Raw genomic sequence first — 25,955 nt, forward strand, 5'->3', positions numbered from 1 at the left:
GCGGAATAACCAGTATAAGTGTCTGGAAACCCCATTTATATACAATTTTACCAAAAATCAATATGTTATTCAATGTGCTTTATGAAATAATCACTTGACTTTCTAAACATAAAAAAGAACTTTTGCACATATATATGCAAAAGTTCTTTTTTATATACACTATATATTATTTTCTTATCTTTCTCACTGATACAACCACAAGTGCCGCCGCTACGATTCCGGTAAATATGTATATTGGAAGTCTGTCTCCTGTCTGTGGTGCCTTTCCTGCCTGTGATACACCCGCAGTCTGAGGATCATCATCATCCGGTATATCTATGTCATCCTTGACAAACACTGCAAGCTGTCCATCCGATGGGAATTCTGCCAGAAGAACTCCGCTCTCTACGCTGAATGGGATCTTGGTCCAGTCTCCGTCATCCGGAAGAAATCTCACCTGAACTGTCATATCACTGGTGATGGCCGCTCCTCTGATCTTTGTCGTCTCTATCTCAGAATAATCATAATCATTCACCGCTGTAACTGAGAACACTGCAAGAGTTGAATATCCATCCAGTGATTTATCTCCAAGCACCTCCGATGGTGCATCTCCAAGCATGAGATTGTCAATATCCGCTATAGTTGTATCCGCCTCGGATATGAGAATGTGTGTCGAATCTGTCTCATAATCATTCTCCGGGCTGTTATTCGCAAATGCTGTTGTTCCGCAGCCTAATGTTATCGCCACCGCTGCAAGCCAGGCTGCCGCTTTTCTCTTAAATGAAGCTGCCTTCCCCAATCTTGTTGTCATAACCTTCACTCCTTGTCTCCCTGATGTCCTTCTCCTGACATCATACTTTGTTCCAAAGTATACCATCATAAAAAGAGAGCGTCAATTGTGCAAAACTCCCTTTTTTATCTGGCATCCGCTTCTATTTCCCCTGTGAGTACCGACTGCACGATCCATCTTTTTCCATCCATTCCACAACATGTAGAAAGAGTCAGCAGTCTGCTGTCAACATCTATTTTTTGGTCATTTTGCACAACCCCAGTATCAAAATTCTCGTCAAATATTCCATCTATGTACGACCGTCTGCCTTTTTTGTCAGAGAAATCATTGTATGTGAATATATGTCTGTCATTTGTCCTGTATGCAGCAAACACCGTATAACACAGCGTACTGTTCGGTGTGTATACATACACATTCCTGTTGCTTCTGAGGAATTCCTCATCCTCATAATTGTGCAGAGTCTTGAACATAGTTCCACTGGACATGTTGTGTCCATACATGACCGTATCAAAATCCGAAAATCCTCTGGAATTTGCAGAGTCTATGAAGATTGCTCCATCAGGGCTGTACTCCCCATATGCATCATGGCTCAGATAATAGCTGTTGTCACTGCCCTGCAGTACCGCATAATCGACATCTGTTCCAGGTATGTATATCCACGCACATATATCCTGATTCTTTTTCTGAAGTTCATCAAAGTCCACCTTCACATGCGGGAATATCACATCATCAATTCCTGCATCCTGCTTGGACGAGGCATCGCTCTCCGTAGCTCCATCTGTTCCATAATCCACATACTCCCTGAGTGCCCGGTTTGCACGGTTGCTCCGGTTATGTGCAAACGCATATCTCACGATCAGGCAGATGCACACCAGCAAAACCACCGATGATACCCCCAAGACTACCTTCCATAAGAGCTTCTTACGCTCTCCTCCCGGTTCGGTCATCACTGCCTCTGTCTCAGGGCTGTCGGTATTTCCATTTTCTGCGTGACTTTCCCGCTCATTGTCCTCGACAACGGATTGCGCGAGCGCCACCGCCTCTGCAATTTTTCTTTCTAATTCTTCCTGTCTATCATCGTTCTGCATACAGGCATTACTCCACTTCTCTGTAGAACATTTCGACAAGCTGCTCCTTTAACGCCGCATCGTCAACAATATATTCATCATAATAATTCTCTCTCTCATATGAACCCGGGAACTCATACATTCCGTCATCAGTAAACTCCGCCCCGGCAAATTTCCACGCCAGATACAGCATCCCGGTTCTGGATATGTCTGTTGATATATATCCCGACATCTGTTCATACATATCCCATATCTTCAGGGGATTTCTCTTAAGCTTTTCCTTTAGCAGGCCACACCATGCACACATGTACTGCTTCTGCCTGTCCATACGGGCGGCATTTGTTCCTATATCCTCCGAGGCACTGTTGCGCTCCGTCACATAATATACCGCCTGCTCCCCTGACAGTGTCACTGTCTCGCCCTGGCGTATATCTGCTCTGTCCAGATCCTCCATGGCTTTCACCGTCACTCCGCCGACAAGCTCGTTCATCTTGCTGATCCCATCAAAGTCAAGCGTCACATATGCATGTATCGGAAGTCCGTCAAGCAGTTCTGATACCGTATATTCCGTGAGTTCCGCACCGTCAGCCACATCACTGCCATATGAAAATGCCAGTGCTGCCTGAAGATTCTGGGTCGTGATATATTTGCCCGCAACACCAAATACCTTGACAGGTGCCAGAGTATCCCTGTTGATATTCAGGCATCTTATCGTCTTGTCCCTGACATTGAGTGTGACAAGTATCAGGGCATCCCCCTGTCCCACGGTGTCAGCCTCTCCTCTGGCATCCACACCGATACACAGTATATTAATGTTGTCTTCATCATACATGTAGCTGTGACCTTCATACAGCATTTCAGCATCCCTGGATCTTTGTCCTCTGAGGGAGCTTCTGCCCGCATGAAGATATGCCGCACATACCAGGATCACCGCCACAACTATAGCCAGAACAGCCATGGCTGCTATGAGTAATTTTTTCTTAACTTTACTGTTACTTTTCATGTTCATGTTCTCAAAAAGCGGCACGGAAACTTCCGTGCCGCTCTTGTTCTTATCTTATATGCCTGACGTACTGCAATGCATCAATATTTCTTATCGATTATGCATACAGTGGATACTTCTCTACAATACTCTTTACAAGCTGCTCAGCCTTTGCCTTATCATTGTCAAGGACTGCTGCCTTTATGGCGTCTGCTATGATCTCCATGTCAGCCTCATTTGCACCTCTTGTGGTAACGGCTGGTGTACCAAGTCTTATTCCACTTGTTACAAATGGTGACTTAGGGTCGTTCGGAACAGTGTTCTTGTTTGCTGTGATATGAACCTCGTCAAGAAGCTTCTCAACTTCCTTACCTGTTAGTCCAAGTCTCTTGAGATCCATGAGCATCAGATGATTGTCTGTTCCACCTGATACAATATCAAAGCCTCTTGCCATGAGTGCCTTTGCAAGTGCTGCCGCATTCTTGACAACCTGCTCCTGATATGCCTTGAACTCAGGTGTAAGAGCCTCCTTGAAGCATACTGCCTTACCGGCTATCACATGCATGAGAGGACCGCCCTGGATTCCAGGGAATACAGCCTTGTTGAAATTAAACTTCTCATTTATCTCGTTGCTGCACATGATCATACCACCACGAGGTCCGCGGAGAGTCTTGTGCGTTGTGGTTGTTGTCACATGGGCATATGGGATCGGGCTCATGTGAAGTCCTGCTGCCACAAGTCCGGCGATGTGTGCCATATCTACCATGAGATATGCTCCAACCTCATCAGCGATCTCTCTGAATCTCTTGAAATCAATAGCTCTGGCATATGCTGAAGCTCCTGCTACGATAAGCTTTGGCTTGCACTCCTTTGCAATCTCGAGAACTCTGTCATAATCTATAAATCCGTCATCGTTTACACCGTATGGCACGCAGTGGAAATACTTTCCAGACATGTTGACCGGTGAACCGTGGGTGAGATGTCCGCCGTGATCAAGATTCATTCCCATAAATGTATCGCCAGGATTAAGCATTGCGAAGAATACTGCCATGTTTGCCTGTGCTCCTGAGTGTGGCTGTACATTCACATACTCACAGCCAAACAGCTCCTTGGCTCTCTCTCTCGCAAGGTCCTCAACAACATCCACATACTGACATCCACCGTAATATCTCTTACCAGGATATCCCTCTGCATACTTGTTGGTGAGATGGCTGCCCATGGCTGCCATAACCGCCTTTGATACTATATTCTCGGAAGCTATGAGCTCCAGATTGTTATTCTGTCTGTTGAACTCGTCTGTCATTGCTGCCGCTACTTCTGGATCTACCTTTGTTATCTCGTCAAAACTGAACATCGAATTTACCTCCATCAAAAATTTGTTCCTATTATACTCATATATATCACTGTTTTTCAACAGTAAAATTTAACATGTCCTTGTACTGGCCATACTCGTACTCATTATAAAAATATTCCTCAGGTCTTGCGGATATTCCAAGCTCGTCATACCATTCGCCGAGAAGCTTCTCTCTGAGCTTTGTCTTTGTCGGCTCCGCCAGCGTGTTGTAGTTCCACAGGCTGAAGTGAAGAGCGTAATTTATATAGTCCTTCTCTATCTCTGTGTACAGACCGTGATCCTTCAGCATCTGTCTGAGTGCCAGCAGCATGTGATAGAAGTTATCCCACGACTTCTCTCTGGTCTTGGACAGCGAATCCCGGGTATCCACTCTTCTGTGGATGAGTATCTCACTTACTGTACATATGCGCTCAGCCAGCACCAGCGCGCTGAACACGAACAGCGCATCATTTGTGGTTCTCTGCTCCTGAAATTTCAGATCATTCTTCATCACAAATTCCCTGAGATACAGCTTATCCCACGCCCATCCCACAAATGCTCTGAATATATTTGTGGATATCTGTCTGCGGTTAAACGGCTCATACGGTGGAAGTGCCCACTCTATCATGGCCCACTTCTCATATACATACTCCTCAGTATCCATGTTGTACTGGTCTGATTTGTAGATGACTATCTCCGCCTGCTCCTCCTCGGCTCTGCGGAAAGCCTTCTCTACCATCTCAGGCTCGTAGAAATCGTCGCAGTCGAGAAACAGTATATATTTTCCTGTTGCCTCCTGCATTCCACGGTTTCTTGCCGCACCCGCTCCGGCATTCTTCTCTCTTATAAGTACGATCCTGTCATCCTTCTGCGCATACTGTTCTATGATCTGCGCCGAATTATCGGTGGATCCATCGTCAACGCATATTATCTGTATATTTCTAAGGGTCTGTCCGGTTATCATGTCCAGACATCCCTCTATGTAACTCTCCGCATTGTATACTGTCAACACAATCGATACATCAATCACTGATACACCCCCTCCATCTCATCTGTTAGTTTCTATGCAAAAGCTTCTTTACAGCCTTCTTCAGTGTCACCGGAACAAACATCACAGCCTTGCCCACACGGAAAGTGGTTGATGTCTCATAGTTGATCCGCTGAGCTTCCATCTCTCTTCTGAGTTCATCATTTTCTCTGTGACTCGCATCCAGCTCTTCAGCGCGTCGCCCCAGTTCATTGTTAAGGTCAAATATCTTTTTGCTGTAGACTACCTTGCCGAGATAATATCTCTTGAGAAATCCCGGATCCTTAGCAAGAACATAAAGCCCTGTCTTCTCCTCCTGGCTGAACAGCTCCTGGTCAAGCTCATCAAGTTCCATGCTCCTGTGGAAATCAACAGCCATACGCTCAGCAAACTGCCAGCCCGCATCCTCTGTCATCCAGTGAAGCATCTCGTAGTAACATCTCCATCTCTGAAGAGTGTAATATCCCTTCCACTTCTCCCACACAGACCAGTCCTGCATGAGATGATCCTTTATGCGGTCGTAGGTTATATTGACCGTGTACGCCGCATCCACATCATCTATCCACACTGTGTCTATCTCAACTCTGTCACACATGTCACAGGCTGCAAACATCGCCCTATCAGCATGTACAAATGCCATCCACAATATATACAGATCAGGAAACAGGCCCTGCTGATGTGCCTCCACTCCGTCGCAGTATGTGTCCAGAAAGCTTCTGCTGTAAAGCCCCGCACACACATGCCGTATCGCAATCGATATCTCAGGAGACGATGCCAGGCTCATAACCACTTCCCGCTGGACACTGTCATCCATTCTGTCATCAAACACTCCGATAAATTCCAGTTTCTCCTGCACGGCCCTTTCTGCCAAATGCTTCACAGCTTCCTCCGAAACAGTCACGCATGGTCTTGCCAGAAAAACATAATCGCCAAGATCTATCTTTTTTAAGCTGACATTCTCTGTACTCACTCCCTGCCCTCCTCATGTAAATTTCAAATAGTATACCGAACATTTTTCACCAGCGCCAATTATACCATTAATTTCATTCTTTGTGAATACAGAGAAGGGCGCAGGAGTATTACCCCTGTGCCCTTCTCTGTATGACCTGTATTATTTTATCTCTCATTTTCTGCCACAAGAGCCGTTCCATCATAATCGATGACTATGGCTGACTGTGTGCTTACGCTGCCCGCAAGTATCATCTTTGCAACCAGTGTCTCCACATTCTTCTGCAGATATCTCTTGAGCGGTCTTGCGCCATACACCTGATCATATCCCTGATCGATGATGTGCTGCTTTGCACTCTCCGTAAGCTTGATCGCGATCTCTCTGTCTGCCAGTCTGCTGTTGAGATCTGCCATGAGAAGATCAACTATACCACTGATGTTGTCCTTGGACAGTGCCCTGAATGTAATGATCTCATCAATACGGTTCAGGAACTCAGGTCTGAATCTGCTCTTTAGCTGAGCCATTACGTCATTCTTTAGTTCATCTGTGATCTCTCCGCCGGCAGCTGCGATATCCGCACCGCCGATATTGGATGTCATGATGATGATCGTATTCTTGAAGTCCACCGTTCTGCCCTGTGAATCCGTGATACGTCCGTCATCAAGTACCTGAAGGAGCACATTGAACACATCCGGATGTGCCTTCTCTATCTCATCAAAGAGGACAACCGAATATGGCTTTCTACGAACAGCCTCTGTCAGCTGACCGCCTTCATCATAACCTACATATCCCGGAGGCGCTCCTATAAGCCTTGACACGCTGTGCTTCTCCATATATTCACTCATATCGATACGGACCATGTTCTGCTCATTGTCAAACAGCGCCGCAGCAAGACTCTTTGCAAGCTCTGTCTTACCTACACCGGTTGGTCCAAGGAATATAAATGAACCGATTGGCTTGCTAGGATCCTTTATTCCTGCTTTTGATCTGATGATCGCATCGCTGACATAGTCAACGGCTTCATCCTGACCTACAACTCTCTTCTTAAGTTCACTGGCAAGATTAAGAGTTTTACTCTTTTCACTCTCCGTAAGTTTTGCAACAGGTATTCCCGTCCACTTGGATACGATCTTGGATATCTCGTCCTCTGAAACCACCTCATGTACGAGCTCCCTCTCCTTATCTGAAGCTGTAGACTCAGCCTCTGCAAGTTCCTTCTGGATAGCAGGAAGCTTACCATACTGAAGCTCTGCTGCCTTGTTCAGGTCATAGTTTCTCTGAGCAGCCTGTATATCGGCCTTGACCTGCTCCATCTCTTCCTTGAGTGTTCTTATCTTCTCAACTGCAGCCTTTTCATTCTCCCACTTTGCTTTCAGGGAATTTGCCTGATCCTTGAGTTCTGCCAGTTCAGCCTGAAGGTCTGCCAGTCTCTGCTTTGACAGATTATCCTCCTCCTTCTTAAGGGCTGTCTCCTCAATCTCCAGCTGCATTATCTTACGTGTGATCTCATCCACTTCAACAGGCATTGAATCAAGCTCTGTCTTGATCATGGCACACGCCTCGTCAACAAGATCTATTGCCTTATCCGGCAGGAATCTGTCTGTTATATATCTGTTGGAAAGAACCGCTGCGCTTACAAGGGCACCATCTGATATCTTAACTCCATGGAACACCTCGTACCTCTCCTTGATTCCTCGAAGGATAGATATTGTATCTTCAACGGTTGGCTCATCCACCATAACCGGCTGGAAACGTCTCTCAAGAGCCGCATCCTTCTCTATATACTGTCTGTACTCGTTCAGTGTTGTGGCACCTATACAGTGCAGCTCACCTCTGGCGAGCATAGGCTTAAGCATGTTTCCCGCATCCATTGCACCATCAGTCTTGCCTGCTCCGACGATAGTGTGAAGCTCATCGATGAACATAATCACTTCACCCTCAGACTTCTTAACCTCATCAAGGACATTCTTAAGTCTCTCTTCAAATTCACCTCTGTACTTGGCACCGGCCACAAGAGCTCCCATATCAAGTGCAAATATCTTTTTGTTCTTAAGTCCCTCTGGCACATCACCTCTGAGTATCCTCTGTGCAAGTCCCTCTACAACCGCAGTCTTACCTACGCCAGGCTCACCGATAAGCACCGGATTGTTCTTTGTCTTCCTTGACAGGATCCTGATCACATTTCGTATCTCAGCGTCACGTCCTATTACCGGGTCAAGTTTCTGCTGTCTTGCCCTCTCGACCAGATCATATCCGAACTTCTCCATAGCCTCATATGAGCTCTCCGGATCATCGCTGTCCACCTTGTGGTTACCTCTGATTTCTGCCAGCTCCTTGAGGAATGCATTCCTGCTAACTCCCCAGCCTTTAAGAAGCTCCTTGATATCCGAATCAGCCTTATCCACCATGCCGAGGAACAAATGCTCAACAGACACATATGTGTCGCCCATCTGCTTCGCTTCCTTCTCTGCCTGGATGAGAGCCTTTGAGAAGTTATTTCCGGCATACATATTGCCACCGCTGACCTTCGGCAACCTTGCCAGCTTATCCTCCACCGCATTCACGGCACCAGTAACATTCACGCCCATCTTCTCAAATATCTTGGCTATCAAACTGTCATCTATCTCAAGCAAGCCAGCCAAAAGGTGCATCTGCGTAAGTTCCTGATTGTCGTACTCCAGAGCTTTTTCTTTTGCTTTCTCTACAACTTCCAACGATTTACGTGTGTATTTATCCATCTCCATAGCTGTTTACCTCCTAAACTAAACTTTCAGGGAACTGATACCTTAATATCACTTCCCTGTCTGATGATAATATAACACACTTGTTAGCACTCGTCAATACTGAGTGCTAACATTTTTTTATTATTTTAAATTATTTCTCTCTATGGTAAACTACCACCCCGGCAGCCCCTAATAAACATGCCATCATGACTATGAGCATCAATGCCACATTTCCGTCATCTCCGGTATTTGGTACACCTGACCCCTTTTTTGAGTCTGCTACAGTTGTATTCTCTGTTGAGGTCACGTTAGTTTTCTCATCGGTTGTCTGTCTCTCTGTTGTTACCTTCTCTGTCGTCTGCTCACTTGACGTTGGTTTTTCAGTTGAAGGTTCATTTGTAGTCGGTTCATTTGTTGCTGGTACATTCCCCTTCTTTACCACTACCTTTGCAGCAGGAGATGCATAATAATTTTTGGTCTCCTTATATCTCACATAATAATTTCCATCTGCAAGTTTCTTAAGTACCGTGCTTTCACAATCCAACCATTTTTTCTTGTCGACACTATATTCCATTGACGTCTTCAGATTAGATATCTGACCATCATTTTTCCCATCCACAGTTTCTGCCGTTGCGACCAAACCTGTAGGTGCCTTCTGCTTTGCCTTATCTATTGTGAACTCTTCCACGATCTGTCCATGCATGGTATTCTCACCCTTGATAGTAACTGTAGCTGTTCCCGCATCAATATTATCCGCATATACACATGAGTAACTTTTTCCCTCTGTCAGAGTCTTTCCGCCATAAGAAACCGTAACCGCAGGTTTCTTTTCTTTTCCATCGTACACATATGTTTTTGGATCAATGCTGACAGCGACATCTGCATCATCCGACAAGCTGCGGTAACGGAGAATAAAATCCTTAGCCTTGGCTCCTGTCTCATCATCAATGATTGTCGTTCCTTCTACAGAAAGTCCCTCTGGTACAAACTCTTTCACGCCGTCAAATCCATCTGCAATATTCCCAAAGTTGCTAAGTCCGTTACTGTTCTGTACCGTGAATACACAGTCTGTATCCATCTCAAGTTTTTCAAACCAACACTGTGAACCGTTGAGTGTCACATTTGAGCCATTATTCAGACAGATTCCATCATTTGTCATCCAGTTGATATCATCCGTAATGAATTTTACATTTGACAAAGTCAGCATAGCATTAGTAAATCCAACACTTCCATTTGTGATACCGCAATTTAATGTTCCGTTTTTCACGTATAACGAATAATCAAAATTCATCATCTGCAAAGTGACACTTTTACCGTTGAGATCTATAATGATATGTTTATTATGTTCACTATCATTGTATCCTATAGAAGCCGAAGGATCATATATATCACTAATTATACATATTGTATAGCCATTCTGTGCGGCTGCAAATGCATCAGCCAGTGTAGCATATGATCCGATCTCATCGCCATTGCCATCCGTCACAATTGCCACATCCCCATCCGCGGCCTGCACCTTCACAGAGTTCTTTCCCGCAATAATCACTACAGCAAATATACATGCCATAATCAACCCAGTTACCAATTTCTTTGATTTCATAATTATCCCTTTCCTCCTGTCTTTAATCCCTGGCAGTTACTGCCAGATATTGCCATCAACATAACAAATAATTATAATACACTGGGGCTTTTAGTAAACTAGCCAAACGGCTAGTTTTAAAAATTAAATGACTAAATGCATAACTTTAGTACGAAAAAGAACCAGCACTTATGTGCCGGTTCTCCCTGTTCTGATATTATTCTATTATCACAGCTCCTCACCATTGGTCTCTATAACATGTTTGTACCAATAATAAGAATCCTTCTTGTATCTGTTCAGAGTTCCACTGTTCTCGTCCTCTTCTCTGTCCACATACACAAATCCGTATCTCTTCTGATATCCGTTGAGCCAGCTGAGAAGATCTGTGTAAGACCATGTGCAGTATGCCAGGACACGGCAGCCATCATCACACGCTTTCTTGAGCTCCTCTATGTGATGTTTCAGGTAATCTATCCTGTACGGATCATGGATCTCCCCATTCTCGAACTTGTCAAATGCACCGAGACCATTCTCAGATATTACGATCGGAAGGTCGTATCTTGAAGTGATCTGTCTGCAGCACATACGAAGTCCCATCGGATCGATAGTCCAATCCCAGTCCGTTGTAGGGAGGAATTCATTTGCAGGATTCTTGTAAAGTCCCGGAACACCCTGAACCTTTGCCGTGCCCTTCTTGCCGGTCGTGTTCATCTCGTGAGTCGTTCCCACTCCGTTTATCGGGTTGTGCTCGACAACGCATGACTGATAATAGTTTACACCCATGAAATCTATGAGACCTGCAGCCTTCCTGAGGATATCCTCGTCACCGTCCTCCATAACCGGAGTTAGATTCTTGCTCTTGAGGTAAGCAGCGGCAGCCCTTGGATAACGACCATAGGCATACATATCCATCCAGTAGAAGTTGTTCAGATCATCATAATCCATCTTCGCCATCGCATTTTCAGGCTTTCTGTCAAATGCGTATGACGGTGTGTATGCGAAGGATGAACCGACCTTAGCATCCGGGCAGATCTCCTTGAGTGCAATAACGCTCTTGGCGTGTGCCATAAATGCATGATGGTTTACCTGATAGAACATCTTCTGGTCATCAACCTTTCCTGGTGGGTGCATTCCTGCATTCCAGCCAAGACCTGTAAATACATTCTGCTCATTCATGATTATCCAGTGCTTTACCCTGTCACTGTATCTCTCAAACAGAACCTTTGCGTATCTGACGAAATCATCGACTATTCGTCTGCTCTCCCATCCGTGATACTGCTCCTCAAGTGCCTGTGGCATATCCCAGTGGTACACTGTTACCATAGGAACAATTCCATACTTAACCAGTTCATTGATCAGGTCATCATAGAACTGTAAGCCCTTTTCATTTATCTCGCCATTGCCATCAGGTATGATCCTTGGCCAGGATATTGAGAACCTGTAAGTCTTAAGTCCCATCTCCGCCATAAGTGCCACATCTTCCTTGTATCTGTGGTAATGGTCAACCGCCTTATCACCTGTCGTAGCCTTAAATGTTTTTCCCGGGATCCTTACGAACTGATCCCAGTTGGATGGGCCTTTGCCATCCTCATTCCACGCTCCCTCTATCTGATATGCAGCAGACGCACTGCCCCACAGGAAATCTTTCGGGAAGCCATTTGATCTGTCAAAATACATAAACCGTCCTCCATACTATATAGAATCTGTATAGCATGCCTTCAACATGCCTTTGTCGTCATATGCTACAGACTGCCCAGCACATCTCCTATCTTATCCGCTATCAGAAGATCTGCATTGCTGTCCGACTGTGTCGGGGACATATTTATAACCACCAGTTTCCGCCCCCTGAAATATCTGATAAGTCCTGCTGCCGGATACACAACAAGCGATGTACCACCGATTATCATCGTATCCGCCTCGGATATATACTGGAGTGCCCTCGACATATTGTCCTCATCAAGTGCCTCCTCATACAGCACCACATCCGGTTTTACAGTGCCTCCGCACTTTTCACACTTAGGCACACCATCCGAATTGACTATATAATCCAGGTCATAGAAAGCATGGCATTTCTCACAGTAATTTCTATGAACAGAACCATGGAGCTCTATGACATTCCTGCTACCTGCCATCTGGTGAAGTCCGTCGATATTCTGCGTTATCACCGCCTTGAGCTTTCCCTGTTTCTCAAGCTCCGCCAGCTTTATATGAGCCTTGTTCGGCTTTGCATCAGCAAATATCATCTTGTCCTTATAGAATCTGTAAAATTCCTCCGGGTTACGTCTGTAAAAGCTGTGGCTGATTATAGTTTCCGGCGGATACTTATACTTCTGATTATACAGTCCATCCACACTTCTAAAATCTGGTATACCGCTCTCCGTCGATACTCCTGCACCGCCAAAGAAAACGATATTATCCGAATCTTCTATGATCTGTCTCAGCTCATTCAACTTTTCTGTATCCATATACATACACCTCCAGACAATGACTACTGTGTCTCAGTAACCTTTACCATAACTGTACACGTATTTACCACGGTGTACTTATCTCCATCAGGGACACTGAGCGTGATCGTATTATCGCCATATGAGAGCTTGGAAGCATCTATGGACAGCTTCAGGCTCTTGGCCGATACCTTGGACACCGCACTTGAGATTCCACTCACGGTTATCGTATTGCTATCACCCATGCTCATCTCATAGCTGTATCCACTCTGCTTGCCCCTCAGGATGATATCCCCTGTGGTCACCGTTATATTTCTTGTAACTGATTTCTCGATCGCTATCTTCACATTGATGTATGCGCTCTCCTTTGTCACGACCACACCCTCTGGAAGATACTTTGATACATCAAGTGTCGTCTCAACATCTGCTGTACATCCGCTCACATCAACATCCGTTATATCAAGGCTTGTTATATCCTTTATTATCGATGCGTCTCCACCTATATCAACGGTCTCCGGTACATATGTTATATCTGATACAAGATATCCATCCGCAGGATCTCCTGTGACATCCACATGAACAGGTATATTCTTAGTCTTGTATACCGGAACTGTGACTGCTATCGATATCTCATCGTAGGATATCGACTTGTCTGATATCTTCTCACCATCAGCGGTTACAAATACAGGCGTACAGTTTGTCGTTATATCATCCTTTGCACTGGTCACATCAACTGTCACCTCTGCACGATCTATGCTCGAAACTATACTTGCAGCACCCTTTATCGTTATGAGGTTTGGAGCTGCCACACTGTTACCAACCGTATATCCGGAAGCAACCTCGCCTGTTGTCACCACGGACACAGGAACTGACACTGACTTCTCGTCCTCAAGTTCAACTGACAGCACGTTGTCCACAACAGTTATGCTGACCTTTTTAGCTATGTTGGTGCTGTTCGCAGTTACAGTGATAGGCACCGCATTTGTTATGGATATCTTTGACATATCCGCTACAGCCTTGAAATCCGACGCATCAAGATCGCTTATAAGTGATTTACGTCCTTTGACGACTATATCCACGGTATCACCTGAAGTTATCGTGTACAACTGATTCTGACTTGTTATGGCGTCAGTATTTACCAGATTGACCGGAATGTCCCTTATGGTCCTTGTCACGGCTGAATCATCGATGTTCAGTACAAGAAGCCACACCAGAAATCCAAGCACAACCGACAGAAGCTTAAGACCTATATTGCTGTATATCTTATTTGCCTTTTTCTTAGGCTCTGCGCTGTTATTTTTCATTCTCATCAGCCTCCTTTCTGGAAGCTTTATTCTTATTCTCCACAACGACTCTCTTTCTCCGCTTAACCGGACGGGCACCTGAAGACCTGTGGCTCTTTCTTCCATTATACTCCTTGCACAGCGTCTGAAGATGCCTTCTCACGCCCTCGCTGTCCAGATTCCTGAAGAGCTCGCCTCCCTGTGCAATGGATATTGAACCTGTCTCCTCAGATACGATAAGAGTCATACTGTCTGACACCTCACTGATACCTATACCGGCTCTGTGTCGTGTTCCAAGCTCCTTGTTGATGGAGTCATTTGCAGACAGTGGCAGATAACATGTGGCAGAAACTACCCTGTTCTTTCTTATGATCACCGCACCATCATGAAGCGGTGTGTTGTGCTCAAATATATTGAGAAGTAACTGGTTAGTCACGACCGCATCGATCGGTATTCCCGTATCAATATACTCGCCCAGTGCAACTTCATTCTCAATGACTATGAGTGCACCGGTACGGTTTGCAGACAGGACCTGGGCCGTCTTCACAAGCTCATATATCGTTTTCTCCGATATAACACCATCATCCTCGCCATCTCGTATAATGTAATTGATCAGCTTCTTTCTTCCAAGCTGTTCAAGTCCTCGTCTGAACTCCGGCTGGAACAGGATCACCACCGCTATTATTCCCACACTGAATGCATTCTTAAGCAGATATAAGATCGTATTGAACTGGAACACCGCCGCAATGGCAGTGAAGAGCACGATCATAACTATACCCTTCAGAAGAGTCCATGCTCTGCTCTGCTTGAACCACAACATGATCCTGTATATAAAGAATGACAAAATAAGTATCTCTATTATATCTACTGTGCCTGGAACTGTTATATAAAACCAATCAAAATACGTTGATATAAACGTTGATATCTTATCCATTTCATCCTCCTTTCGGTATATAAATACTCCGTATAATTAATGTGACCTGACAAAAGTCAGGTCACTCACATGTAAGCTCTTTTCAATGTATCTATCTTGTTGATCCTGTAACAGAATCTTCCTTTGCCGCTGACCGGCTTCTCTGTGCGCCTGATCCGGACGAAGTCGTCCTCTTCTGCTGTGGTCTTGGCGATGGCTGCTCTCTTCTGGCTGCCTTTCTCTGGGCACCACCCATGACCTTTGGCACAGCCTTTACATAGTAGTAGTAGTCATCGTCCTCAAACTGTGTATTCTCAACACTTGAGTAGTCCACAACTATCTTGAAGAACTGAACCACTATGGTCACCAGTATCGCCAGTATGCATCCAAGCAGAGCCCCCGCAAGGGATACCTCAACTTCCATGGACAAAGTTCCAACCAGGAACAGTATGATCTCTACCACACCGCCTGTGATGATGGCAACGTACCATGAATATGCAAATGACATTCTATATATTATGTATGTAAGAACTATAACAACTGCAAACACTATTATGGTGAGCAGAAGTGTCTTATCCTGCACCAGATGCTGGAAAATATACTTGTATCCCTCTATCAGATCACCCTCTGCTGAACTTGAGCTTAAAGCAACGTAATCAGCAGTATGCTTCAGGAAGAAGTAGAATATACAGCCAAATGCTGCAGGAACCATTCCTGTGAATCCAGCTGTCATTCCAGCCAGGATTGGCATGAAATACTGGAACTTTATAATGTAAAAGAATGGCATAAACAGAATGATCCATGATGCCTTAGGGAAAAATCTTATATATACACAATACATTATCACAAATATGACAACAAATGAGATTCCAAGCTCCAGACTTGCGCTGGCAACCTGGGCACATGCGTACAGTCCTGCAATGGCAAGTGTGAGCTGGCCTGAAAGGAACGCACACACAAAAGCTGCTGCCAGGACCACTACGATACTGCTTATCGTGCTGTTATATCCTGTGAGATGGTTTATTGACCAGAACACAACAAGTGCCAGTATAAACTTACACAGTGGTGAAACAAATTTATCATACTTACTACAAAAATTCTTTACTCCATCGCGGAAATCCAGAAGTGTTGACATTATCAGTTAGCCCTCCTCTTTTTTTTGACAGAACGGCGTGTTCCGTCCTCGTTCTCATAAAATTCTATCAGTTTCTTAAGATTCTGGTTATACTTTATGAGTTTTGGCTTTGCCTTCATATATCTGTATGTATATAAGACCCACGCGAAAAGCGCAAATGCAATACACACCACTGCATAGCCGCCCACAATGCTGCTCGCCACCTTCACATAGTCAAGCTCTGTGAGCTTCTCAACTATATCTGCAAGATTATAGTATATGTAAGCTGCGGCAAAAACTACAAACAGCACCGTAGATGAAACAATTGTCTTAAGACAGTTAAGCTTCACATAGTCACTTTGAAAATATTTACCCTTTTCGAGATCCTCACGTCCAAGCGACTCCTTGTACATGGCGATCTTCGTCATTAGAATGACCTTTTCTTCATTTACCATTGCTCGATTCTATCTCCTTATTCTGGTCACTTTTCCACAAATGACCATAACTAGCAGTATTATACCCCGCGTCTTAATATTGCGCAAGTTTTATATTTAGAATTTAATGTCTATTAATGTATGATCACCAAGTGCGTCCGCCGTAGTAATCATGTTCATTTTTGTATGTCTCGTATGCATCCATCTCCTGATTTCGTTGCTCAAGACTGTCTCCCTGGATGGCATCGAGCTGCTTTCGTATCTCCGATTCTTTATCAGAAGACTGAGGCTCCTGTGTATCCTCTTCGTTTTCATCGTCACAGCCCTGACTCTTCTGGTCATTTGGATCCTGATCACCTTTCTGATCCTGTTCCTCCGTCTGCTTCCTGAGCTGCTCCTCAAAGGCATCTATCTCATCCTTCAGAGTCTGTGCATCCTCGTAATGTCCATCCTCATCATCCCTGTGGGCGCAGTCATTCTCTATGAGAATGTCCTTTGCCCCCTCAAGTATGTCTATCACCTCATCCAGATTCTCTTTGGTAACACCATCAGGATCTATCTGCTTCACTATGGACAGCGCGAGGTTGACCCTTGTCTTACAGTCGGACTCACCACCCGGCTTCTTTTCAAGTGCCTTACGAAACTCCTGCTCGGCGCCCTCGTAATCTCCCTGACTGTAATATACATCACCAAGATTATAATGGTATATATGTGGCTGAGTAAAGCCAAGCACGGCGTTCACTGTGCTGTCCACATATTGTCCCTTTTTGTATTCACTTATAAAATGCTCATTGCACAGATAATTCACCAGAAGCACCGCCATACACAGCAGGCTGACAGCTCCGGTCACTGCAGCAACGATCTTTATTATTCCTGATCTGTTTTTCATTTTATGACTTTCTTTCTCATATCAAAAAATTCATATACAACAAGTCCTGCAAATAATGCTGCAAACAGATAATATATATCCACATATCCTATGGTCTTACCCTTATCCGTTGACTCAGCGGTTCCCAGTGACTTCTCCACAACCTTATCCAGCGCAGAACCATCGTTCATATTTATATAGTCGACGCCCAGATCATCGGCAATCTTTTTCAGATTATCCTCATCGATCTTCGACACCGCTGGTTTATACGGGTAGTCCGATGTGTCCTCAAGCAGCTCCTTCCGGTCATCGTAATATGATTTCACATACATGTTGCCGCCTTCCTTTGTGCCGTACCCCAACACTGCGCCTCCATCAATATATTTTTTCGCCCCGTCAAATGACTTGAGTCTGTCGTCGTTGGTTATTTCACCATCGCTTATAAAGAACACGACCACATTTCCATCATTTTTCTCCTTTGCACGCTTAAGGGTATCCGTCATCACATCTATGCAGACATTCATGGACGACCCCCTGGCATATAGCGAATCCAGCGGATATATTGAATCCAGAACACTTTTTGCAAAATTTGAATCATCCGAATATGGCGATATCAGATTTGCACTATTATTGAAAGTTATGACTGCAAATTTAGCACCGTCCATCTCATCAACTATGTGCTCGCAGTCTTTCTTCACCGCCGTCAGCCTCTCTGTATCCCCAGCATAATCCTGAGCCAGCATGCTTATGGTGTCATCCACAACGAACAGCACATATGTGTCAAGCTTCCGGACACTTGTCTCCACATTGCTGCTTGGGACCATGATCCTCAGATTGATGAGAAATATCAGTATGATGGCAGCTATCTGCCTTATATATGCGCTTCTCTTCCGCCTTTTCAGGAACGCCATGCCAACGCACAATATGAGCATAAGCCAGATTGGTATAATTGGATCTATTCTCATAATTCTCTCCTGTAACGTCTTATAATTTGAGCCAGCGGCCAAGTCCTAGCATTCCTGCAAACAGAACCAGCATCAATACAAATGGATATAACAGCTCAGGTGTCTCAACATCCACCATCCTCACCTTGACCAGATTCTTACTCAGCTTTTCTATCGATGATACTATCTCTCCAAATGATCCGGATTCCTCCTCAAGATAGAATTTACCACCGGTCTTCTCCACCGCATTCTTCATGGACTCCTTGTTTTCCGGTGTCATCTCCTTTGTTCCAACTCCATACACCGTGACATTGTTTGAAACACATATATCGGCCGCCTCATCCAGAGTTGCCACCGGTGTTCCCTGTATATCATTGTCAGTGGAGAATATTACCACCTTTGTCCTCTCCTTGTCAGCATCCGAAAAATCGATTGCCGCAGCAGCAAGGCCGTCCCCTATAAGTGAGCTTCCCCTCTGCTCATTTCCAATCAGAGTTCCAGATGATATATATGCCTGATAATATATCCAGTCGTACCCCGATGAAAATGCATCGTCCAGATTCACTTCATTTCTGCTCTTCAGACACTGTGCGATCAGATCAAGCTGATCCTTCACATACTCATAATCATCCGTGAGCGGAGTAAGCAGCACCGGACTTGTGTTAAATATCACGATTCCAAAACGTTCGCCCTGAAGCTCATCAACTGTTTTCTTCAGCTTGTCCAGCAGATTCTCGTTGAGATAATCCACGGATGTTGATATGTCGATACACAGAATGATGTCCCTGCAATACTTTTCATCCTGCATACGCCTGCTCGTGTATGGTTTTGCCATGAGCAGGAATGCCGATACGACAACCAGTACGCAGCATATGAGCGTGGCTGTAAGCCCGGTCTTATATAATATTTTTCTTTTCCTGAAATATGCCTCATCTTCCTGGCATATGAGCCCTGCGATCTTTTTTCCTCCGGCATATTTCTTTGTCTTTTTGTATTTCACAAACACAAATACCAGCATAAACAGCGCAATAGCCAGGCCTGCATATAGAACAATATGATATTTTATTGCCATCTCTCAATCAAACTCCTTGTCTTCTCAAGGGAAGCCCTCACATCACCATCGGACTTTCTTGCAAATTCCGGCGCATAATACTCAGCCACAAGGTAGTACAGCTCCGGCATGTTTAATCTTTCTATATCATACAGAGTATAATTCTGAACCCTTATGCCGGTTGCAGCATGAACAAATCCCCTGATACAACGGCTCATACGCTGATATGCACCTCTTACATCAAGTTTTCCCTGATCATACTGTCCCGCAATATCCGCCAGTTCTGACAGATATCTGGCCTTCACTCTACCCATATCCATAGGCGCAGGCTTCACCACCTTCGGCAGCTCCGCCGCCATTTTTCTACGTCTTCCCAGATACCAGCAGACACCAAAGAACAACAGCACTGCGGCTGTTATCGCTCCGGTCAGCACGATCGGCCATACCACATACGAAAGCGGCTCCTGCAAATTCACTGAACTTTCCATATCTTATATCTTCTTCCTCTTATCTCCGGGCATCAGCCCATTTAACTACTTTCCAGAGCTCTCAGTCTTGTGCTTGTTGAGCAGCTCTACTATCTTTTCATCCATGCTGTCAGAAGACCTGACCGTCAGGTACGAAATACCAAGTTTCTTAAGCTTGTCGTCACAGGCACTTGAAAGCTCCTGCCTTTTCCTCTCTTCCTTCTTTGCCAGCTTCATGTCCCTGGTAAAAAATTCAGGAATATATGTGTCACCGGATATGTCATATACATTCTTACCGTTCATCCCGGCATCCTCAACATTTATAAGCAGTATATCATGCAGTACCTTTAACTGCTTTACAGTTGCCTCCGACATATTCAGGATACCTCTGGTGTCCGTCACCACAAGTATGATCATTCTCCTCCTGAAATTCCTCGCAATGAAGCTCAGCGCATCCCCCGTATCCGAGTCATTAGTCATGGTAACGTTCCTGTGGTAACCCGCAAGAATATTTTCGACATTTGCAAAGCCTGTCTTAAACGGATAGTGCTCCACGCCCCTGTCTGAAACATAAGTAGCGCTCACATAATCACCATTGTCACACACCATATATGCCAGGGTTCCTGCCGCCATAAGTGCAACGTCACTCTTCTCCTGAACATCATTGGCATATCCAAGCATACGTTTTCCGGCATCCATCACCAGCATTATATTATGCTTCTTCTCGGCGATATACTGTCTGACCAGAAGCTTCTGGCTCCTGGCAGATGCTTTCCAGTCCATGTCCTTGATATCATCGCCAACGACATACTCCCTGAGCTCATCAAAGTTCATACTCCTGCCCTTATAGATGGAATTGTACGAACCATCGATTATCCTCGACGTTGCCTTGGTAGTATATATGGTCTTATATCCCTTCATATTTCCCTGTATTCTGGATATATATGTCATCTTCATAATTAACTGTCTTCCCCTACGGCGTCTTAACCGAACCTATTATGGCATCTATAATCTTCTCAATCTTCACGTCTTCCGCAACAGCGGCAAATGTAAGCATGATCCTGTGTCTCAGGACTGAATATCTGAGTGCTTTCACATCATCAGGAACACAATATCTTCTCCCATTTATAAGTGCGATCGCCTTTGCTACCTCCATGAACGCAATAGCCGCTCTTGTGCTCGCACCCATGGCAACATACTGTGCAAGCTCAGGTGCAAGTATCTTATCCGTCATTCTGGTTGCCTGAACTATATCAACTATATATTTCTTTATCGCCGGATCTATATAAATCCTCTTGCACAGCTTCTGAAGATACACCACATCGTCAACGCTGGCAACGGACTTCACGTCTGAAAAAACCCCTGCCTCCACTCTGTTGAGTATCTCCATCTCATCCCTTGCGCTTGGATATGTCACAGTCTCCTTTAGAAGGAATCTGTCAAGCTGTGCCTCTGACAGCACATACGTACCCTCAGATTCGATCGGATTCTGGGTCGCTATTACCACGAACACCTCCGGCAGCTTATATGTCTTTCCTCCTATACTGACTTCTCTCTCCTGCATCGCCTCCAGCATGGCACTCTGTGTCTTCGCACTGGACCTGTTTATCTCATCGAGTAGTACAAAGTTCGAATAAACCGGACCTATCTTATCCTCAAATGTATTGGTCGCCATGTTGTACATCTGGGTTCCAATTATGTCGCTCGGTATAAGATCCGGTGTACACTGGATCCTTGAAAATGATCCATTAACCGCCTCTGTCATAACCCTGGCAGCAGTGGTCTTGGCAAGTCCTGGAACGGATTCCAGAAGCACATGACCGTTTGTCATCATTGCAACCAGAAGTGAATATCCCAGATAAGGCTGTCCCACAACCTTACTGTTATAGTAACTCAGCAAATTGTTGATTATCTCCGAAGCCTTCTGGACTTCTTCATTTGTTATCTCTCTGTTATCCTGCATAACTACTCTCTTTCCTTTATTTATTATGATGTCTGTCTCCCCGGCATCTATGGTATATAGAATATACCTTTACATGTGATTGCTCAAGTTAACAAATATAAAGTGCCCATGCTATATTTTGTCCATATAAACAAAAAAGTGACCAGGGGGTACCTGGTCACCATAATGAGGGGAGAGAGGATTCAAATAAATGAAAACTCTACTCTCACATATTAACTTATGTTCCATCATAAGTCAACTATTTTTTTCGTTAAATATACCTTTTATTTACAATTTGATCTGCCTACTCCGCATCCGCTACTCTAGTATCCGCATTCACATAACTTGCAGGATTCCTGCGCTTGATGACCCTGAGTACAAATATCAGAAGAACCATCATTGCTATGAATATCGGAAGCATGATAAACCACTTAACATGCAGATGGTATGTAAGCGGTCCAACTATAGCATATGACACGAATGACATGATAGCCGCTGTTATCGCATATGGAAGCTGTGTTGCCACATGATTTACATGGTTACACTGCGCTCCTGCTGATGCCATGATAGTGGTATCTGATATAGGTGAGCAGTGATCTCCACACACAGCTCCAGCCATACATGCTGATATCGCTATGATCATAAGCTCATTATTCTTACCCTCAAATACTGCACACACAATAGGGATAAGTATTCCAAATGTTCCCCATGATGTTCCTGTTGCAAACGCCATGAGACATCCAACTATAAATATAACCGCAGGAAGGAAACTAAACAGACTTCCCGATGCAGATGTCATTGCTGTCTGTACAAAATCCTTTGCACCCATCATATCGGTAGTTCCCTTGAGCGTCCATGCGAATGTAAGGATCAGTATAGCCGGTACCATTGCCTTAAAGCCCTCTGGTATAGCCTCCATACATTTACCAAAATCCAGGACTCCTCTTATCACATACAGAAGAATTGTAATAAGCAGTCCGAACAAGCTTCCAATTGCAAGTCCAACAGATGCATCACTGTTTGAGAATGCCTCTACAAAGCTTACACCGCTGAAGAATCCACCTGTGTAGATCATTCCTATAATGCAGCAGATAACAAGACATATGATAGGTATTATAAGATCAACTACCTTGCCGTTGCTGTTGACCACATCAGTCTCCTCTGCTGTGACAGTCTTCTTGCCATCTCCCATTGAGAGAAGATCTCCCTTCAGGGCATTGAGCTCATGCTTCTCCATGGAACCAAACTCAACCTTCATAACGATCATTGCGATCATCATCGCAAGTGTGAGGAATGAATAATAGTTATATGGTATGGCTTTTATAAACAGACCAAAGCCATCCTCACCCTTTACAAATCCACTGACGGCTGCAGCCCATGATGATACAGGGGCTATGATACATATAGGTGCCGCTGTTGCATCTATAACATATGCAAACTTCGCCCTTGATATCCTGTGTTTATCAGTTACAGGCTTCATAACACTGCCGACTGTGAGGCAGTTAAAATAGTCATCGATAAATATCAGAACTCCCAGAAGAACTGTGCAGAGCTGCGCGCCCTGTCTGGTCTTGATATGGGTAGCTGCCCAGTCACCAAATGCCTTGGATCCACCTGCCTTGTTCATAAGTGCAACTATGGTTCCAAGAATGACAAGGAATATCAGTATACCTACATTATATGAATCTGAAAGCTGTGCGATCAGTCCATCCTGCAGTACATTCGATATACTGCCCGTAAAACTGAATCCGGAGGCAAACACACTTCCTATTACAATTCCTATAAACAGTGAACTGTAAACCTCCTTCGTTATAAGTGCCAGCGTGATAGCGACAACCGATGGTACAAGTGCCCAGAATGTCGCATATGTCGATGGCGATGGAATCTTATCTACATATATAGACAGAATTCCGAGAACCGCAATAATGAGAATTACCACGGCGATGGCAATAAGATTTTTCTTGCTGCTCTTCATCTTGATCCTCCCTGATCTTTTTTCGTATGCATATTATCTGTGATAATTCATCTGTGGAATAATGTATTATCACGTCATATAAGTAAAGTTATATCACATAAACATACCATTTGAATAGTACAAATGTCTGATTTATTCCTTTTCAGTCAAAAACAGTCAAAATTTATTATGAATATGTGAATATGACGGAAAACAGTCAAATGCTATTGCATAAATAACGTTTATGTCATATTATCAGCTTGTAAGCAAGAGATACAAAAACAACAGAAACATCTTCAGCTTACACTGGAATTTGACAATTTACTATTTTTTGTTTTTACTCCCTTTTTTCGTAGTCAGAAATGACTACACCCCCCAATCCCTTAATTGACGCAGCCGTCAAGCGGCTGCGTCCCTCCCTTAAAGGTGAGTAACCAAATGTTATGATATATTCAATATCAGCTCACAAAAAATCTTATATAAATAAAAAGAGCAGAAGCATGATCGCCTAATCGTGATTCTGCTCTTTTATTATTATATATCTCTTCTGTATTGCGCAACTTGTCTGTGTGCAACTTGCGCAATATCGTTGCGTTATGTTACATCAGATGATTTTTTACGATTATACATGCAAAAGTAGTCAAAAACAGTCAAAATCGCCAACAAATATGGCATTATAACCTAAATGAGCCAAATGCTATTGCAATCCTGATCCATTTATCATATTATCAACTTGTAAGCAAGAGATACAGAAAGACAACAGAAAGCGTTGACAGCTTACACTGAAATTTGACAATTTACTATTTTTTGTTATTTACTCCCTTTTTTGTAGTCAGAAATGACTACACCCCCCAATCCCTTAATTGGCGCAGCCGCTTGACGGCTGCGCTCCTCCCTTAAAGAGAGTAAAGCTAATATATGAGTTATACTCAATCGGCTCACAAAAAACTTTATATAAAAAAAGAAGCAGAATCATAATCGCCTAATCATGATCCTGCTTCTTTTTTATTCTTCAATAAATCCCTTGAAGTTCTTCTCCACCAATTTTCTGGGCACCATGACCTGATGAGCACAGCCAGTACATCTGAGTCTGAAATCCATTCCTACTCTGAGTATCTCCCAGGAATTCGTTCCACAAGGATGCGCCTTCTTCATCTTTATAACCTGTCCAACCTCAAATACCATTCTGATATCTCCTCCTTCGGAATCCTATAAATATACATACTGTACGTTTTGGAGGGCTTTGCCCGCATAAACAAATAAAAGCTGAAACTCATAAAAGTTTCAGCTTTTCATCTAGTGCCCAAAGCTGGAATCGAACCAGCGACACGAGGATTTTCAGTCCTCTGCTCTACCAACTGAGCTATCTGGGCTTACATAAAAATAGCGGGGACAGGATTTGAACCTATGACCTTCGGGTTATGAGCCCGACGAGCTTCCAGACTGCTCCACCCCGCGGCAAAAAAATAAAATGGGCGGAGATGGATTCGAACCATCGAAGCATTACGCAGCAGATTTACAGTCTGTCCCCTTTGGCCACTCGGGAATCCACCCATTTATTGCTTTTGGCAACTTCTTGCTTTAAGCAAAAAGCCGATGATCGGACTCGAACCGATAACCTGCTGATTACAAATCAGCTGCTCTGCCAATTGAGCCACATCGGCATATTTAATTGTCAAATGACCCCAACGGGATTTGAACCCGTGTTACCGCCGTGAAAGGGCGATGTCTTAACCGCTTGACCATGGGGCCAGGTTTTCAAAAGCAGCTCCCCGAGTAGGGCTCGAACCTACAACCCCTCGGTTAACAGCCGAGTGCTCTACCATTGAGCTATCGAGGAATATCACCTGGTAAACCACGGCGTCTTTGTCAATGTTAACACATTTGACTTGAAAATGCAAGTGTTTTTTATATTTTTTTAACTTGTACCTTCAGAATTTCACACAGAAAGAGGTATCTTCTAAAGCTTATCTCTTAGAAACCTCTAAGGATAAGTCCTCGACCTATTAGTACTTCTCAGCTGAGTGCGTTACCACACTTACACACAAAGCCTATCAACCTTGTAGTCTTCAAGGGGTCTTACTCCGAAGATGGGATATCTTATCTTGAGGG

Annotated in this window: 22 protein-coding genes, 6 tRNA genes and 1 rRNA gene; all 29 read right to left on the reverse strand. The window is 44.2% G+C overall.

All coding sequences use genetic code 11. From position 1 onward, the window contains the following. Positions 1-166 precede the first annotated feature (166 nt). Complete coding sequence (locus ABUA34_RS05130) at positions 167-790, reverse strand: hypothetical protein (protein WP_015533966.1); 624 nt, start codon at positions 788-790, stop codon at positions 167-169. 104 nt (positions 791-894) lie between these two features. Then, complete coding sequence (gene srtB, locus ABUA34_RS05135) at positions 895-1,857, reverse strand: class B sortase (protein ID WP_349822956.1); 963 nt, start codon at positions 1,855-1,857, stop codon at positions 895-897. Positions 1,858-1,864: 7 nt separating this feature from the next. Further along, positions 1,865-2,839, reverse strand: a complete 975-nt coding sequence (locus ABUA34_RS05140; protein ID WP_349822957.1) for an LCP family protein — start codon at positions 2,837-2,839, stop codon at positions 1,865-1,867. 97 nt (positions 2,840-2,936) lie between these two features. Then, positions 2,937-4,172: a serine hydroxymethyltransferase gene (glyA, locus tag ABUA34_RS05145; RefSeq protein ID WP_055147028.1), complete on the reverse strand. Its 1,236-nt coding sequence runs from the start codon at positions 4,170-4,172 to the stop codon at positions 2,937-2,939. Between the two features lie 46 nt (positions 4,173-4,218). Beyond that, positions 4,219-5,181, reverse strand: a complete 963-nt coding sequence (locus ABUA34_RS05150; protein WP_349822958.1) for a glycosyltransferase family 2 protein — start codon at positions 5,179-5,181, stop codon at positions 4,219-4,221. Between the two features lie 25 nt (positions 5,182-5,206). Then, the gene (locus tag ABUA34_RS05155) at positions 5,207-6,148 is read right to left on the reverse strand and encodes a hypothetical protein (protein ID WP_349822959.1); all 942 of its coding nucleotides are present in this window, start codon (positions 6,146-6,148) and stop codon (positions 5,207-5,209) included. A 146-nt stretch (positions 6,149-6,294) separates the two neighbouring features. Next, on the reverse strand, positions 6,295-8,871 hold the full coding sequence (gene clpB / locus ABUA34_RS05160; RefSeq protein WP_055280480.1) for an ATP-dependent chaperone ClpB: 2,577 nt from the start codon (positions 8,869-8,871) through the stop codon (positions 6,295-6,297). 130 nt (positions 8,872-9,001) lie between these two features. Continuing rightward, positions 9,002-10,450 (reverse strand): LPXTG cell wall anchor domain-containing protein, encoded by a 1,449-nt coding sequence (locus ABUA34_RS05165; protein WP_161171911.1) that lies wholly within the window; start codon positions 10,448-10,450, stop codon positions 9,002-9,004. Positions 10,451-10,657: 207 nt separating this feature from the next. After that, on the reverse strand, positions 10,658-12,106 hold the full coding sequence (locus ABUA34_RS05170; protein WP_349822960.1) for a glycoside hydrolase family 1 protein: 1,449 nt from the start codon (positions 12,104-12,106) through the stop codon (positions 10,658-10,660). A gap of 65 nt (positions 12,107-12,171) precedes the next feature. Beyond that, positions 12,172-12,894 (reverse strand): NAD-dependent protein deacylase, encoded by a 723-nt coding sequence (locus tag ABUA34_RS05175; RefSeq protein WP_022216138.1) that lies wholly within the window; start codon positions 12,892-12,894, stop codon positions 12,172-12,174. Between the two features lie 23 nt (positions 12,895-12,917). Next, positions 12,918-14,177, reverse strand: coding sequence for a CdaR family protein (locus tag ABUA34_RS05180; RefSeq protein ID WP_022216139.1), 1,260 nt, complete (start codon positions 14,175-14,177; stop codon positions 12,918-12,920). Then, on the reverse strand, positions 14,167-15,090 hold the full coding sequence (gene cdaA / locus ABUA34_RS05185; protein WP_055147046.1) for a diadenylate cyclase CdaA: 924 nt from the start codon (positions 15,088-15,090) through the stop codon (positions 14,167-14,169). The genes ABUA34_RS05180 and cdaA overlap by 11 nt, the downstream gene beginning before the upstream one ends. A 91-nt stretch (positions 15,091-15,181) precedes the next feature. Then, entirely contained in the window at positions 15,182-16,204 is a 1,023-nt protein-coding gene (locus ABUA34_RS05190) for a hypothetical protein (RefSeq protein ID WP_055147049.1), read from the reverse strand. Positions 16,205-16,206: 2 nt separating this feature from the next. Further along, positions 16,207-16,638: a hypothetical protein gene (locus ABUA34_RS05195; protein WP_015533974.1), complete on the reverse strand. Its 432-nt coding sequence runs from the start codon at positions 16,636-16,638 to the stop codon at positions 16,207-16,209. 124 nt (positions 16,639-16,762) lie between these two features. After that, positions 16,763-17,506, reverse strand: a complete 744-nt coding sequence (locus tag ABUA34_RS05200; protein WP_055147055.1) for a tetratricopeptide repeat protein — start codon at positions 17,504-17,506, stop codon at positions 16,763-16,765. Beyond that, a complete protein-coding gene (locus tag ABUA34_RS05205; protein WP_349822961.1) occupies positions 17,503-18,450 on the reverse strand; it encodes a vWA domain-containing protein in 948 nt (315 codons plus the stop codon). Before ABUA34_RS05205 ends, ABUA34_RS05200 begins: the two co-directional genes overlap by 4 nt. A gap of 19 nt (positions 18,451-18,469) precedes the next feature. Beyond that, entirely contained in the window at positions 18,470-19,501 is a 1,032-nt protein-coding gene (locus ABUA34_RS05210) for a vWA domain-containing protein (RefSeq protein WP_022216143.1), read from the reverse strand. Next, entirely contained in the window at positions 19,492-19,968 is a 477-nt protein-coding gene (locus tag ABUA34_RS05215) for a hypothetical protein (protein WP_055147058.1), read from the reverse strand. Before ABUA34_RS05215 ends, ABUA34_RS05210 begins: the two co-directional genes overlap by 10 nt. Before the next feature lie 45 nt (positions 19,969-20,013). After that, positions 20,014-20,904, reverse strand: a complete 891-nt coding sequence (locus ABUA34_RS05220) for a DUF58 domain-containing protein (protein WP_022216145.1) — start codon at positions 20,902-20,904, stop codon at positions 20,014-20,016. A gap of 16 nt (positions 20,905-20,920) precedes the next feature. Then, complete coding sequence (locus tag ABUA34_RS05225) at positions 20,921-21,910, reverse strand: AAA family ATPase (RefSeq protein ID WP_015533980.1); 990 nt, start codon at positions 21,908-21,910, stop codon at positions 20,921-20,923. 283 nt (positions 21,911-22,193) lie between these two features. Further along, positions 22,194-23,864, reverse strand: coding sequence for a Na+/H+ antiporter NhaC family protein (locus tag ABUA34_RS05230; RefSeq protein WP_022216147.1), 1,671 nt, complete (start codon positions 23,862-23,864; stop codon positions 22,194-22,196). Between the two features lie 984 nt (positions 23,865-24,848). Then, positions 24,849-25,028: a DUF951 domain-containing protein gene (locus ABUA34_RS05235; protein WP_349822962.1), complete on the reverse strand. Its 180-nt coding sequence runs from the start codon at positions 25,026-25,028 to the stop codon at positions 24,849-24,851. A 115-nt stretch (positions 25,029-25,143) separates the two neighbouring features. After that, positions 25,144-25,216, reverse strand: a tRNA-Phe gene (locus ABUA34_RS05240). A gap of 11 nt (positions 25,217-25,227) precedes the next feature. Further along, a tRNA-Met gene (locus ABUA34_RS05245) sits at positions 25,228-25,301 on the reverse strand. A gap of 14 nt (positions 25,302-25,315) precedes the next feature. Continuing rightward, a tRNA-Tyr gene (locus tag ABUA34_RS05250) sits at positions 25,316-25,397 on the reverse strand. 37 nt (positions 25,398-25,434) lie between these two features. After that, positions 25,435-25,507, reverse strand: a tRNA-Thr gene (locus ABUA34_RS05255). Positions 25,508-25,523: 16 nt separating this feature from the next. Continuing rightward, positions 25,524-25,595, reverse strand: a tRNA-Glu gene (locus ABUA34_RS05260). 16 nt (positions 25,596-25,611) lie between these two features. Continuing rightward, positions 25,612-25,683 (reverse strand) — tRNA-Asn (locus tag ABUA34_RS05265). 146 nt (positions 25,684-25,829) lie between these two features. Then, positions 25,830-25,955 (reverse strand): 23S ribosomal RNA (locus tag ABUA34_RS05270); the annotation flags it as partial.

The organism is Coprococcus sp. RTP21428st1_C9_RTP21428_210409, assembly GCF_040227395.1.
GTDB classification, from domain to species: domain Bacteria; phylum Bacillota; class Clostridia; order Lachnospirales; family Lachnospiraceae; genus Coprococcus; species Coprococcus aceti.